General features: G+C 54.0%; 10 protein-coding genes and 3 pseudogenes. 2 read left to right on the top strand and 11 right to left on the bottom strand.

Annotation, left to right across the window (positions count from 1 at the left end; all coding sequences use genetic code 11):
- Positions 1–163 precede the first annotated feature (163 nt).
- From hflC to ACTNC3_RS08665, 8 genes and pseudogenes are all read right to left on the bottom strand, one after another.
- Entirely contained in the window at positions 164–1,096 is a 933-nt protein-coding gene (hflC, locus tag ACTNC3_RS08700; RefSeq protein WP_410043848.1) for a protease modulator HflC, read from the bottom strand.
- A complete protein-coding gene (gene hflK, locus ACTNC3_RS08695; protein WP_441227164.1) occupies positions 1,086–2,054 on the bottom strand; it encodes an FtsH protease activity modulator HflK in 969 nt (322 codons plus the stop codon). The genes hflC and hflK overlap by 11 nt, the downstream gene beginning before the upstream one ends.
- Before the next feature lie 394 nt (positions 2,055–2,448).
- Positions 2,449–4,038 carry a UDP-glucose--hexose-1-phosphate uridylyltransferase gene (locus tag ACTNC3_RS08690; RefSeq protein WP_441227163.1) on the bottom strand — a complete coding sequence of 530 codons (1,590 nt, stop codon included), beginning with the start codon at positions 4,036–4,038 and terminating at the stop codon, positions 2,449–2,451.
- A 321-nt stretch (positions 4,039–4,359) separates the two neighbouring features.
- A complete protein-coding gene (galE, locus tag ACTNC3_RS08685) occupies positions 4,360–5,376 on the bottom strand; it encodes a UDP-glucose 4-epimerase GalE (protein ID WP_410043845.1) in 1,017 nt (338 codons plus the stop codon).
- Positions 5,377–5,395: 19 nt separating this feature from the next.
- Positions 5,396–6,604: a galactokinase gene (locus tag ACTNC3_RS08680; protein ID WP_410043844.1), complete on the bottom strand. Its 1,209-nt coding sequence runs from the start codon at positions 6,602–6,604 to the stop codon at positions 5,396–5,398.
- Positions 6,605–6,928: 324 nt separating this feature from the next.
- Positions 6,929–7,813 (bottom strand): annotated as a pseudogene (locus ACTNC3_RS08675) (threonine/serine exporter family protein); the annotation flags it as partial.
- Positions 7,814–8,115: 302 nt separating this feature from the next.
- A complete protein-coding gene (locus ACTNC3_RS08670; RefSeq protein WP_441227162.1) occupies positions 8,116–9,063 on the bottom strand; it encodes an AEC family transporter in 948 nt (315 codons plus the stop codon).
- A 225-nt stretch (positions 9,064–9,288) separates the two neighbouring features.
- Positions 9,289–9,897 (bottom strand): annotated as a pseudogene (locus ACTNC3_RS08665) (sce7726 family protein); the annotation flags it as partial.
- Positions 9,898–10,218: 321 nt separating this feature from the next.
- On the opposite strand from ACTNC3_RS08665, the gene ACTNC3_RS08660 reads away from it, so the two are divergent.
- Entirely contained in the window at positions 10,219–12,093 is a 1,875-nt protein-coding gene (locus ACTNC3_RS08660) for an SGNH/GDSL hydrolase family protein (protein ID WP_441227161.1), read from the top strand.
- Positions 12,094–12,303: 210 nt separating this feature from the next.
- Here ACTNC3_RS08660 and ACTNC3_RS08655 read toward each other — a convergent pair.
- From ACTNC3_RS08655 to ACTNC3_RS08645, 3 genes and pseudogenes are all read right to left on the bottom strand, one after another.
- Positions 12,304–12,447 (bottom strand): annotated as a pseudogene (locus ACTNC3_RS08655) (AAA family ATPase); the annotation flags it as partial.
- A 15-nt stretch (positions 12,448–12,462) separates the two neighbouring features.
- A complete protein-coding gene (locus tag ACTNC3_RS08650) occupies positions 12,463–13,155 on the bottom strand; it encodes a hypothetical protein (RefSeq protein ID WP_441227160.1) in 693 nt (230 codons plus the stop codon).
- Positions 13,156–13,209: 54 nt separating this feature from the next.
- Positions 13,210–13,632: an AAA family ATPase gene (locus ACTNC3_RS08645; protein WP_441227159.1), complete on the bottom strand. Its 423-nt coding sequence runs from the start codon at positions 13,630–13,632 to the stop codon at positions 13,210–13,212.
- An 839-nt stretch (positions 13,633–14,471) separates the two neighbouring features.
- On the opposite strand from ACTNC3_RS08645, the gene ACTNC3_RS08640 reads away from it, so the two are divergent.
- Positions 14,472–14,663, top strand: a complete 192-nt coding sequence (locus ACTNC3_RS08640; RefSeq protein WP_441227158.1) for a hypothetical protein — start codon at positions 14,472–14,474, stop codon at positions 14,661–14,663.
- The last annotated feature ends 105 nt before the right edge of the window (positions 14,664–14,768 follow it).

Raw genomic sequence — 14,768 nt, 5'->3', positions numbered from 1 at the left:
TAGAACCAGTTGGAGTAATTTTCCTTAGCACTCTCTGCAACACTGAGTTTTCATAAAGAAAACTCAGTCGTTTGCAGAGAGCCTACTGGTTCTTAGGGGGACAATTTTAGATTCTTCCGAACTCGAAGTACTGAGCTTCTGTTGCCGGCCCTCTGGGGTGTGCTCAGTGGATGTCCCCATACAGGATTCTGGCGAGCTCCGAGTCTTTGTCGAGGATGATGGTCTTGTCTCCGCTTCCGCTCAGGGATTTCTTCATGGCTTCGACGGAGCGGATATAGTTATAGAAGGAGGCTTTTTCCTCGGTATTATAGGCGTCCGCGAGGATCTCCATGTACTTCGCCTCGCCTTCACCGGACAGCTCCGCGGCCTGCTTTTCAGCTTCCGCCTTCCGGATGGAAACCTCCTTATCGGTCTCGTTCCGGATCTTCTGAGCCCTGGCGGCACCTTCCGCAGTATAGGATGCCGCGATGTTTTCACGCTCCGAAATCATGCGCTGATAAACGGCATCCTTGTTATCATCCGGCAGATCGAGGGCCTTGATCTCCGCCTTCGTGATCACGATCCCGTATCCGCCGATATCGGAATTCGCCTCCGCGGTGATCATATCGGTCAGCTTATCGCCGCGCGCAGCGATGATATCATCCTGACTCATCGAGGAAATGATATTCTTGGTGGCGTTGTATACGGCCACGCCGACACGATCCTCTGCCCCACTCGTCGACCCGTTCAGGGTCTGCATGAACTTCGTCGGATCCGTGATCTTCCAGACGATGTAGTTATCTGCGATCATCGACTTTTTATCCTTCGTGATGACATCCGACGGCTTCACATCATAGAGCTGCATCGCCTTCGTCACGAAACGGATGTTGTCGGCCACCGGCATCTTCGTATATAAGCCCGCTGCATCCTTGACATCCACGATCTTTCCGAAGCGCGTCACGACCGCGTACTGATTTTCAGACACCGAATAGAATACCCCTCGGGAAAGCAGCGGCAGGACGACCAGGAAAACCGCGCAGGCCACGAGGATGGTGACGACACTTTTCACCGCCTTCTTTACCCGCTCGAGCGCTTCCTTCTTCTCATTATTTTCCATTCTCGTCACCTCCATCCGCAGCCTCGACCGAGACATCCGCGAAGCTCTCCAGCGGCAGCATCGTCTGGGTACTGCCATCACTGATGATCACCTTCAGCTCCGGCAGCACATCTTCCATCGCTTCATAGAAGATCCGCTTCTTCGTGATCAGCGGATTCAGCTTGTACTGATCGTACATCGCGTTAAAACGGGCGACCTGTCCGCTGGCTTCCGCGATACGCGCTTCCTTCTCCGCTTCTGCCTTCTGGACAATGCTGTCGGCCGTCGCGTCTGCGGCCGGAATCTGCTCAGACTTATACTGCTTCGCTTTGTTGATCGTGGTATCCGCTTCCTGCTTCGCCGTCTCGACGGACTTGAATGCCGCAACGACATCCGAGGTCGGCGGCTCCACATCCTGAATCGACAGATTTACGATCTGAATCCCGATATCCGCTTCCTCCAGCGATTTCGTCAGCTGATCCCGCACCTCCGCCTGAATCTTCGACTTCTCCGTCGTCATGACATCATCGACCGTGAAATCCGACACCGTCGAACGGATCGCCGCCGCGGCCATGTTCGAGATGAAACGAACCGGCTCGTTCGAATTATAGAGATACTTCACCGGATCCGACACCTTATACTCGAGATAAAAATCCGTGTTGACCAGATTAAAATCCGAGGTGATGGTCAGCGAGTCACTCGTCGTTTCATAGTCCGGATTCTCACCATTCCGCTCGTTCGTGATCGTGTAGCCGATCGGCATACCATAGGTCGTCGTGTCCACCTTCTGCACCTGGTCGATAAACGGGATCTTAAAGTATATACCAGCGGTTTTGATGTCATTAACCTTCCCAAACCGCGTCACGACCGCCTGCTCCTGCTCGGACACCCGGTAAAACGACTGCAGCGCACAGCACGCCGCACCCACACATAGAAACATCGGAATCGCTCTCAGGATTCCCTTTTTTCCTTCCTTCATACGCTTCCATCTCCTGTATTTTCTGTAAACATGACCATTTTTCTATAAGCATGACCAGTACAACAAATGTTCAGTCATTTCATATTATCAAGGAAACTGCCGCTTCTCGTCAATCACTGATTTCAACAGCAGACAGAAAACGGCAAAAGTCTCGTAGCGATAAATACACGAAAGCCTGGAGGACCGGCAACAGAAGCCATACGTAGAGTTCGAGTAGAATCAAAATTGTCCTCCTTAGAACCAGTTGGAGTAATTTTCCTTAGCACTCTCTGCAACACTGAGTTTTCATAAAGAAAACTCAGTCGTTTGCAGAGAGCCTACTGGTTCTTAGGGGGACAATTTTAGATTCTTCCGAACTCGAAGTACTGTGCTTCTGTTACCGGCCCTCCGGGTTTTAAATCGTCGCAACAAAGCGGTCGAACGCGGCCTGGCCTTCCGGCGTGCGCTTGTAGACGCCGGCGTCCTCGAGCACCTGCATGAAGACGATACCGATCTCATCACGGAGGATACCCTCGAGGTTCTCCTCAGTGAGCTGCACGCCCTGTGCCGCGTACTTCGCGCGGAACTCGTCGACCCAGGCGGCGTGCTTCGCGAGCGCTTCATCGGCACGAAGATCCTTTCCAGCGAGAATCGCCTCGCGAAGGTCTGCCATCTCGCCCTTCAGACGGCTCGGCAGTACCGCGAGACCCATCACCTCGATGAGGCCGATGTTCTCCTTTTTGATATGATGGAGCTTCGCATGCGGATGGAATACACCGAGCGGATGCTCCTCCGTCGTGATGTTGTTCCGAAGCACGAGATCCAGCTGGAACTGATCGCCCACCTTGCGCGCGATCGGCGTGATCGTCGAGTGCGGTGTGCCCTCGGTCTCCGCGAAGATGAACGCGCTCTCATCCGTGTAGCCTCTCCACTTCGTGAGGATACGATCCGCAAGCTCGGCGAGACGTACCGTATCCGGACCACTCAGACGGATGACACTCATCGGCCACTTCACGATACCCGCCTCGACATCCTCGAAGCCCGGAACCGTAAAGCTCCGCTCCACCGGCGCCTTCGCCATCGCGAAGGTATAGTGACCACCCTGGAAGTGCTCATGTGCGAGGATGGAGCCACCCACGATCGGAAGGTCTGCATTGGACCCGACGAAATAGTGCGGGAACTGAGCGACGAAATCAAACAGCTTCAGAAACGCCGCCTTATCAATCTTCATCGGCGTGTGCGCCGCGTTCAGCACGATGCAGTGCTCGTTGTAGTACACGTATGGCGAATACTGGAAGCCCCACTCCGCGCCCTGAATCTCGATCGGGATGATACGATGATTCTCACGCGCCGGATAGTCCACACGACCACTGTAGCCCTCGCACTCATGACAGAGCTGGCACTTCGGATACCCCGTCTGCTTCGCCTTGCCCGCCGCCGCGATGGCCTTCGGATCCTTCTCCGGCTTCGACAGATTGATCGTGATATCGAGATCACCGTACTCCGTATGCGTCTGCCACTTCACATCCTTCTTCACACGGTAACGACGGATGTAGTCCGTATCCCGCGAGAAGGTATAGTACCAGTCCGTCGCCTCCTTCGGACTCTCCTCATAGAGACTCGCAAATCTCGCCTGCACCTCCGACGGACGCGGGGTCAGCGCACCCATCAGACGCGTATCAAACAGATCACGATAAACCACCGAATCACCACCCGTGAGCCCGTGCTCCACCGCATAATCATCCAGCGCTGCCAGTACATTCTCCAGGTACGTACCATCGGACACCATCCCCAGCGCATTCACCTTCTGATCCTCGCTCGCCTCCGTTTCATCGAAGGCAATGCTGTCGGCCTCCGCGATCACATCCTCCCTGGTCGCCGTCACCTCCGTGATGCCCAGCTCCAGCGTCACCGTATTCAGCGCCCAGATGATATCCGCCTCCTCAATCAGCCCCGTCTTCAACGCATACGCCACCAGATCCTTTACAGCCATCTGAATGTCCATAGTTCTATCTCCTTACATAAATCATTTCATAACGTAAACAGGCTATTGCCGAAAGCCGGTATCGGGCAGTCTTGCGCATTCAAAGAACAGGTAAGGTCGAGCCCGGACTTGTGGTCCGAGCTCGATCCCTTCGGGATACCGATCGAAGATCGGTACATGTACGTTCCGGCCTTTGCCTGATGCAAAGGCCTGCTCTGAAGGGATGTACACGATGGACGGACAGGTGCTTTCCCTGTCCGATCCATGTGCACATCCCGAGGGTTCTGTCCTTTGAACTAAGTGGGACGCCCGATATCGGTTTCGGCAATAGCCTCAAAGTATTTAAGAATTATATCCGTTCGGATTCTTCTGCTGCCAGTTCCAGGAATCGCGGCACATATCCTCGAGGTCGAACTCCGCGGTCCAGCCGAGCTCCTTCTCTGCCTTCGCAGGGCTCGAGTAGCAGGTCGCGATGTCGCCCGGACGACGCTCCCGAATCACATACGGAAGCTCCTTGCCGCAGGCCTTCTCAAACGCATGGATGACATCCAGTACCGAATAACCATGACCGGTACCCAGATTGCAGATGAATACACCATCCTTCTTTGCGAAACGCTCGATGGCCTTTACATGACCACGTGCGAGATCCACGACGTGGATATAATCACGAACGCCTGTACCATCCGGTGTATCATAATCGTTGCCGAAGACATTAATCTCCGGAAGCTTGCCGATCGCCACCTGTGCCACGTACGGAAGCAGGTTGTTTGGGATGCCCTTCGGATCCTCACCGATCAGACCGGACTTGTGCGCACCGATCGGGTTGAAGTAACGAAGCAGGATAACATTCCACTCCGGATCTGCGGTATGAATATCCGTCAGAATCTGCTCCTGCATCCACTTGGTCCAGCCATACGGATTCGTGCAGGTACCCTTCGGACAGTTCTCCGTGATTGGAATCTCCGCCGGATCGCCGTATACGGTCGCAGAGCTAGAGAAAATGATATTCTTGCAGCCATGCGCACGCATCTCGTCGGTCAGATTCAGCGTGGAACCGATGTTCGTACGGTAATACTCGATCGGCTTGTGCACAGACTCACCGACCGCCTTCAGACCTGCGAAGTGAATGACCGCATCGATCTTATTCTCATCGAAAACACGCTTCACCGCTGCACGATCCATCATATCATCCGGATAGAACTTCACCTTCTTACCGGTGATCTCCTCGATCCGGTCCACGGCCTTCTGATTTGAATTATACAGATTGTCGATGATCACAACATCATAGCCTGCGTTCAGAAGCTCCACACATGTATGGCTTCCGATATATCCAGCACCACCTGTTACAAGAATAGTCATAATATTTCCTCCTCTAAAATTAAATAATGGAAGGGCCATCGCCGATGCTGACCACGTAGAAGGTGCAGTCATAGCCGATGCGCTTCTTATACGCCTCGCCGACCTGCTTCTCGAAGGTCTCGATGGCGTCGTCCTTTACGATGGAGACGGTGCAGCCGCCGAAGCCGCCGCCGGTCATACGAGAGCCGATGACACCCGGTACCTTCCATGCCTCCTCGACGAGGACGTCAAGCTCCTCGCAGCTGACCTCGAAGTCATCACGAAGAGAGACATGGGATGCGTTCATGAGCTTTCCGAACGCCTCGATGTTCCCGGCCTTGAGATCTGCCACAGCCTCGATAGCACGGTTGTTTTCATAAACCGCATGCATCGCACGCTTCTGGACGATCGGATCCGTGAGGGCGGCCTTATGTGCCTCGAAGTCAGCATTGGACAGATCACCGAGGGTCTGGATGCCGCACTCCTTCGCGAGGATCTCGCGTGCCTCCTCGCACTCACGACGGCGATCGTTGTAGGCGGAGCCGACGAGCTTATGCTTCTTATTGGTATTCGTCACGACGAGCTTCATGCCGTCCAGCACGACCGGTGCGTACTCATAGTTCAGCGTCGCGCAGTCGAGGAAGATGGCGTTATCCTTCTTACCCATCGCACTCGCGAACTGATCCATGATACCGCAGTTCATGCCGGCGTAGTTGTTCTCGGCGTCCTGACCGATTAGGGCGAGGTCCACATTTGTGACCTCTGTAAAGCCGAACAGATCACGGATGATAAAGCCGGTCAGCACCTCGAGGGAGGCACTGGAGCTGAGGCCCGAGCCGTTCGGGATGTTACCGTTGACCACGATGTCGAGGCCACTCTCGAGCTTGAAGCCACGCTTCTCAAACGCCCACATCACACCCATCGGGTAGGTGATCCAGCGCTCTTCCTTCAGTGGATTGAACTCGTCGAGGGAAGTCTCGATGACACCGTTGCTGCTCAGGTTCACGCTGTAGAAACGAAGCTTCCGATCCGCACGACGACGGGCGGCCGCATAGGTACCGATGGTCAGTGCGCACGGGAAAACGTGACCACCATTGTAGTCCGTATGCTCACCGATCAGATTGACACGGCCCGGTGCGAAGTAACACTTCACGCCATTCGTATCACCAAATTTCTCCTCAAATGCCTTCAGCGCATTCTCCTTGTACGAAAGATCCATCTTTTCCTCCTTGCCGCCGCGGTCGTCCATGGTACCGACTCCCGAAAAACACCGAAATCCCACGAAACATAGGCTTTCAGCACAAGGGCAGCTACGATATCCGCGCACGCGTGGTAAAATTTTAACACATACAGCTATTATTATAAAAAAGAGGTTTTTCACAGTCAACGCGAAAAACCTCTTTCAATCTGTAAAAATCTTAGGTGGGGAATCGTTCAGGCAGGGACCCGGCTTGATTTCAACGGTCTCTACGTATGGCCTCCGTTGCCGGCTCTCCGGGTCCCCTGCTGTCTGAACGGTTGCCGTTTACGTGCAGTAACGAAATGACTTATCGCTGAGAATCCTTGAGAAGATGAGGCCGAGCGGCTCGAAGTCCAGGGGACAGAGATGAAACAGGAGGGCCATGATCCAGGCCGACAGGGTCGCGACGAGAATGATGATGAGCGCGTAGCTCAGGCGCTCGAGTCCACTCCGAAGATCGAGCTTCGCGAGATCGATGCCACTGGTGATGAACGGAAAGCCTGGGATGATGAAGAGCATCGCGCAGATATAGCCGGCTTCATGGATCGGCGCCAGTCCGAACAGCAGCTGCGCGAGCCGCAGAAGGATCGTGTAGGTCAGGCAGGCCGCAGCGACCGAGACCGAGACATTCATAAAGAGCGTATAATGGTGTTTGATCAGCTTGCAGCGGACCGCATTGCCGATGCCCGCGCCACAGAAGGCGAGCAGCATTTCCGGCAGACCGCCGCCCAGCAGGAAGGTGAATCCACCGCACGCGAGCGCCGCCGCGAGGCCGAGCTTCGCCGGACTATACAGCCCATGAATATGCTCGATGTCGTCAAGCGCTGCGTGAAGCTCTGCGCCGGTCATGAAGATGCCCCTCGTCGGGAAGTCCGCGACGAACTGTTCGAGACGGTTCAGCTTCGAGGTATTGACGCCGGTGTTCGTGAGGCAGAGCGACTGCGACACGCACTCCTCGCCATCGAAGCAGTTATACGTGAGTGACATGAGGCCAATGTCTACAGTGCAGGTCACCCCGAGCTCTCGTGACAGCGTGTTCATCGAGCTCCGCACCCGCCACGCTCCGGTGCCGCAGGACAGAAGCTCGAGTCCACAGCGGCCGATGATGGCCGACTATTCGATCAGGCTTGCCTCCGTGATGGGGATATCCGCGTCATCCGCGGTGTACTCCATCCAGTGCACCTCCATATGATTTCGTAAAGCAGCTTCCAGCTCCATGACAGAAGCACCTCTTTTCCCTCTATCCCTCTGCCATACGGCAACCGATCTTCTCTTCTTCGATGGCCGACGGGGCCAGCGAAGATAATCCATGCTCCGCGGATGCAGCCACGGATGAAATCGTAGACATCATAAACACCTCTCATTCCGAGGCTTATTTTAGTCGCTTCACGTCATATGTAAACTGTATATTTGATATCATTCTTATGTCAATTTGACATATGGAAGCCGTTCAGGCATGGGACCCGGAGGGTCCCATGCCTGAACGATTACGGCTGGTTGTCGATGATGGTAAATCGTGTTCAGAACACTCCGGCGGCGTTCAGTGCGATGATCCAGAGGAAGATCGTGAACATGGAGCTCACGGTGCTGATCGCCAGCATTTCTCCGGCGAGCTCGCCGTCGCCGCCCATGCTCTGGCTCATCGGGAAGATGGCGTTCGCAAGCGGGGTCGCGTACAGAGAGAACAGGATGAAGAGCTCGATGCCGCGGAAGCCGAGGAGGTAGCAGATCGTCGTGACAATCGCCGGCAGGATGACGAGCTTCAGCACGGTGCAGATTGTGATGAGCTTTAGGTTCTTCCGGATGTCCGGCAGCACCAGCGTCGCGCCACAGATGAAGATCGCGAGCGGCGAGGTCATATCCGAAATCGACTTGATCGGCTTCAGGATGCAGGCCGGCAGTGAGATATGCAGCGCTCGGAACACGATCCCGGCGATGGCACCGATGATGAGCGGATTCGTGAGGATATTCCGGAGCATCTTCGCCGCACTCGTCTTCTCTCCCTCCGTCCGTCGGAAGTACTCGAGGATGAAGACCGCCGCGATGTTGTAGATCGGCACGCAGCACGCGATGACGATCGATGCGAGCGACCCTGCCTCTTCTCCGTACATGCTGACGGCGAGGGGTAGTGCAAACATCAGGGTGTTGGACCGCCAGGTGGCCTGGGCCACGACGCCTCGCTGCGGGTTTCCCTTCACGAACAGCGGTGTCAGCAGAACGGTGAGTAGGATCGCCGCAAGAAGGATCACGACCGCGGTCAGCGCCAGCTTTGTGTTCGTCTGAAAATCCGCCTTCGAATTATAAAGACTGTTAAACATCATGAGTGGAAAAAACGCCTTGAAGACGATCTGGTTCAGACGCTTATAGAAGGTCTCATCACCGAACCCCAGGTGACGGATCAGATATCCGTACGACATATAACAAATAAACGGTACGACGGCGTTCGCCGCCACGAAAAAGCTTTCCATACATTTCCCCTTTCCATTTCACTCATGCTGCTACGTAGATTTTTTACCGGTCTTCGGACGCTTCCATCCCTTCACGACATGCTTCACGTGAAGATTCGGCTTGCGGCGGCGGGCCGTACGCGTCGCACCGGCACGCTTCGGCTTTTCGTCGCCGGAAGCTTCCGGAGATGGTGACGATGCGTCGGCAGAGGCATTGGCCGGATGAAGCTTCGCGTGCAGCTGACGACGCCGGCGGCGCGGCTTCTTCCCCTCCCGCTCGACGCGGAATCGGTTGATCTCGTCGAAGATGCGGGTGTAATCGCGCTCGAACAGCTCCTCCGACATCTCGAGGCGGAGCGTCTCATACGGCACGCCCGCGAGGATCTTTTCGATCACGTCCTTCTTCGAGATGCGGTCATACTTATGCTTCAGATGACGATACACGATGTGCTGCAGCTCCGGACGCCAGAGAAGGCTCAGCTTCCGCGCCGGATCGATCCCAGGATTCGGCTTCGGGCGGCGCAGCACATAGAAATCCGCGCGTCCCTCGACCTCCTCGACGGTGATGATGCCCCAGCTCGCCGGCACATGCTCCTCGACGTGCATCGCGTGGCGCGTGCCGACGACGATGATGTTCATGTCGAAGTAACGGTCGTAGTCCTCGACCTGCCCCGCGAGTCGCGTGTAGGTATCGGCATCCGACTTGATCTCGATCCCCACGAAGCTGTCCGGTGTCACCATGATGACATCCGCACGGCTCCCGCCCATATTCTTTTCCTCGATGATCCGGATGCGCCCGTAGCTCTCCTCCAGGAAAGCAAACAGCGGCTCACGGATGTCCCTGTCCTTTAACATAGTGCACCCATTTTCTACTCGTGAAATAGCTGACAGCCCTGCACCATACAGCGATTTCCACGACGCGTTTTTCAGACGCATATCTTATTTAGAATATCTTTTCAACACGATGAAGTAATGTTCAGAATGTAAAACAATCAGGTATTATCATAGCACGCGCTCGGCCTGCCGTGAACGCTCAAGGGGATAACTCGCACGGTGACCGTTATCGTATAAAACACAAAATCTTCAAACAAAATTAATTGTTTTTTCTATGATAAAAGGGTAATATGTAGCGGTATATCGAAAATGTGAAACCACTTCATAAGGAGAAGTACTATTATGGATTTTAAGGAATTTTTCGAGCAGAATAAGAAGGCCTGCATCGGCGGCCTGGCAGGTGCTGTCGTGATCCTCATGGGGATCGCGGTCGCAACCAGCCATACCGGTGGTGACAGCACAGTGGAGACCGCAGCCGCTTCCACCGAGGCAGCCGAGACGACCACCGTCGAGACCGCACCGGTCGAGGTTACCCGTGGCGATTTCTATGATAAGCTGAATTCCGGCAATGCAGTCAACGTACTCGTGCTCGGCGACGGCTTCGCATACGGCGACGGCGCGACGAACCTCGAGGACAGCTGGTCCGAGCAGCTCTCTCAGAAGCTCGGTGATGCATTTAAGTCAAACGTATTCGTAAACAACTACGCGCTCGCTGGTGACAACGGTGCCTACGCCGGCTTCGTCATCGCAAACGAGCTCACCACCGATGTCGAGTATGACGCCGCTGTACTGAGCTTCGGAAGCTACGACGATCAGGACACCTTCCCGGCCTTCTACGAGGCCCTGATCCGCGCCCTGAATAAGAAGTTCCCGGGCATCGAGATCATCTCCCTCATCGAGCCGTCCAGCGTGACGAACCCGGACGGTCCTGCGGCGGCCAATGCAGACGCCATCAAGAACATCACCTCTCACTACCTCGGCGAGACCATCGACATCGCGAAGGGCTTCGAGGATGCCGGTAAGGATGTGAAGAAGACCGTCGCAAAGGATCAGATCAACCAGAACGATGAGGGCAACGACATCACGTCCGATGTCATCCTGTCCGCGATCCAGGCATCCGCTGCCGCTGGTGATCAGAAGGGTGAGACCCAGACCATCCAGCCGCTCGACGAGAAGATCTCCGAGCTGGAGAGCTTCGCTTATATCCCGGCAAGCAGCTTCGCAAAGCTGAACGACACCACCTACGAGATCCTCTCCGATTACGTAACCGACGCCGACGGCAACAAGCTTCAGGGCCTCCTCGGTCTCGACTACGATTATCTGACCGGTGACAATGATGTCTACGTGACCGTCGATGGCCAGCCGTTCGGTCGCCACAGCGTGAAGTTCGACGGTGCCGAGTCCGAGCAGCACATCGTGCTCATCAACGATAACTTCACTTCCGCGGATCACGTCACCATCAAGTTCGCGACCAAGGAAGAAGCCGATACCTTCGCAGGTATGAGCATCTGTGGAAACATTGCCCTCCCGGAGAGCTTCGATAAGTTTGAAACCATGGCGGCAGACGACGAGCTGAGCGCCGAGGATCTCCTCGCAGCTGTTGAGGAGACCAACGCAGACGGTACCCCTGTTCTTCAGCAGGCTGGCGCTATGGAGGAGGGCGATATCGCGGTCGGCGGTCCTGGCTCCGGCGTCGTAGCGGAGGGTGGCGTACTCGCACCGCAGGAGTCTGTTCCAGAAACCACAAAGTACGAGACCACGAACCCGACCCGTTACAACAGTGAAGGTATCCTCGAGGAGAAGTATAACGGCGAGTGGTATGAGGTCGAGCTCGAACCTGTCACCGACGCAAACGCAGGCGTATACGCAGCCGGTGTCGATCATCCGGGTGCACAGCCAACTACCATCGTCGGCAAGAACGCAAAGCGTAAGTCCAAGGCGGCCGGCCCAGGCGGAGACACCGAGGAAACAACGGTAAGCAGCGCAGCAGCCGCAGCTGCCGCAAACGGCACCACCGCTACCCAGGCAGCCGCTGCTGCCGGTACCGAGACCGCTGCACAGACCACTGCAGCCGCAGCGGACGCTTCCAGCTTCGCAAACCCGGGTGCGCAGGTCAAGGCCGCTGGTGACTACAACATCAACGAAACCGATGCAAACGGCAAGGTAATCGCAAGCAACGGCCGCCTCTCCATCAGCAGTGGCGACGATGACGAATAAGTCATAGAGCTTGCATCAAATCCAGACAATCCTGATCGATCGAATGGATTACATATTAAAAAGAACGCGGAGGACTCTCATCGGTTCTCCGCGTTGTTGTTTCTGTAGAATAGCTCAAATATGACAGCTACTCTTCTTCAAATGAAATGCACGCAAATACATATAAAAGTGTGATATTTCTCACACTTTTATTAATAATAATGTGATTTTTTATTTCTTCTTCACCATACACCGCTTCTTGAAGAACGAGATGCCATAGCACAGGATTTCATCGTAGTCGTCCTCGTATTCCTTCGCGTACATGCGCTCATCGATCTGCTGCAGGGCGACGTCGCACGCACGTTCGAGCTGGCCGAGGGACTTCGTGTATTACGCTTCGAAGATCGCGACGCGGGCGTGGATGCCATCGTGCACGACCACGTCGCTGCGGCCCTCGCCATGTTCCTTATTCGAGTCGACCATATAGCCGGCACCGGTAAAAATACCGGCGAGGAACGCATGGTAGAAATCCTCACGGTAATCATGGTAGCTGATGGTCCGGCGAAGCAGCGCATTCATCTCCTTCGTGATGGCCACACTGTCGCCCTGCCACACGGCGTCGAACAGCGCCGTCCGGTTCCACGTCTTCGCGCTGTCATCAAACCAGCGCATGACCGTCATTTCGAAGATGTCACGGATCTCTGCATTCGGGATCATCAGGGCAATGCACCCCTTCGGAACCTCTCCCTCGATGTCTTCGGCACGTGCGACGGTCAGATAGCCACTGAGGTACAGCAGACTCCAGAGATTATCCTCCGAAGAATGGATGAGGTCATAGGTCAGGTTCTCATCCACACTCTGAACGATGACGCCGCCGGCCATCAGAGTCTCCAGCTTCTGCGTGATGTCGCTGCCTGCAACGTCGATGAAGGAACGGATGATCGCGTTATCACTGGTGTTTTTCCAGTAGCTCACCGGCTCTGCTTGCGGGTCCCGCTGCAGCTCCAGCATATAGTTCATCACATCCCACGGACAGTACACATCCGAATCCCCGAAGTGGTAGCCATCGTACCATCTCTTCACACGATCTGCCCGGTCGGAGACATTGGCATCCTCCAGGATACAGTCGACCTCCTCCTACAGGAAGCCGAAGTACTCGCCCAGACGGGCGTGCAGAACATACGCATGCTCCTGATACAGAAGTGCGATTTCATACAGAAACTGACCATACGCATCCTGGAAGTTCAGGCCATCCACCTGCCGAAGCGTGATGAAGACCATCGGATACCGGTTCATCCATGCAGCACACAGCGCAGGATACGATGCGATTTCGAGACCCTCAAACAGCGCCCGATGATCCTTCCGGATGTCGAAGAAAGCCTCCAGCATGCTCATTCCCAGGGTCTTACCGAAACGACGCGGACGAGTGATGAGCATGACCATAGGTGTTCGCTCTGTAAGAATCTCTTTGATCATCCCCGTTTTATCAACGTAGTAATATCCTTGACTTCGAATCTTCTCGAAATTCGAAGTACCAACCGGAAAATATAAATACTTCATGTTTTTTACATAACATACATTGTCATTCTACTTACGTTTTTCCCATCTGCTCCAGGCAACATTTTTCTTTTCCCTCCAGACGCTGTCGACACGTATTACCATCGTTTCCTATAACCCTCACCCATATGCCAGCGTCTCTTTTGGTTTGTTTGCCCACCCCATTCGACGTTCTTTTTCTATTTACTTATCGGACCCGCCCCATGCAAACAAACAAAAATCGACGCCAATGCATCCTGACCGGAGTGAAATCGGATGAAAAACTTGTAATCGGAGTTTTAGAAAGGCGGCATGCGGATCACTGTCATAACGGTTTCCGAAGTTTTCACAAAAACCATTTATAGAATTCTTGCGCCATTAGTTTTTTTGATCTTTGTTACAAACAAGCGATTTTCGGGCTGAGAGCCATTAGATGATTTTCGCAAAGAAAGGATTTCAAAGAGCGATGCCATTATGTTTTCTGGAGTTTGTAACAAACAGGGCATTTTAAAGGTTCGTGCCATTAAGTGACTTTTACAAATCATTAATTTCAGTGATCTGTGACATTAGATTATTTCACAGAATAAGAAATATAAAACTCTGTGACATTAAGTATGCGGCGACGAGACTGGCTCAGCTGGGCGAATGAGGAGCAGACTCAAACTTCCCAAGGGGAGCCGTGGGTGTCTGAACTGTTACACATAAGCAAGGGTTGGGTCACTCAAAAAATATGCTTGGCGGTGTCTCACGCCCGCTCGCTATCGCCTTGACCTTCATGCTAATATAAATCACAATATAAGCACGAAAGCTTGGTATAATATGGAGCGATGAATGTGTGACGATATATGGAGGTATTATTATAAATGCAATTAACACCAGTACAGGTTAGAGATTCGTTGATGGAGGGGCTAAATGATGCTCGTCTGCTCGCTGTTGCCTCTGAACGTATGGCGCACTTCGATCCTGCCTCTTTGATTTCCGAAGAAGAAATGAACCGGCGCCTCGGTATTTCCGACAACGATCTCACAGGTTTTGACGAGGTGGATATCGAATGAAGCATTCAGATTTAGAATTATGCAAAAATAAAAATAATTCCTGTGACTCATCCTTCTCTTCTTCGGTGATTAAGGATGTAAGGAACAGAAAACAGGATATCCGAT

The sequence above is a fragment of the Oribacterium sp. HCP3S3_B9 genome (assembly GCF_052064255.1).
GTDB lineage: Bacteria > Bacillota > Clostridia > Lachnospirales > Lachnospiraceae > Oribacterium.
The sequence above is the reverse complement of the archived record's forward strand: the minus strand, read 5'-3'. Positions and strand labels throughout refer to the sequence as shown.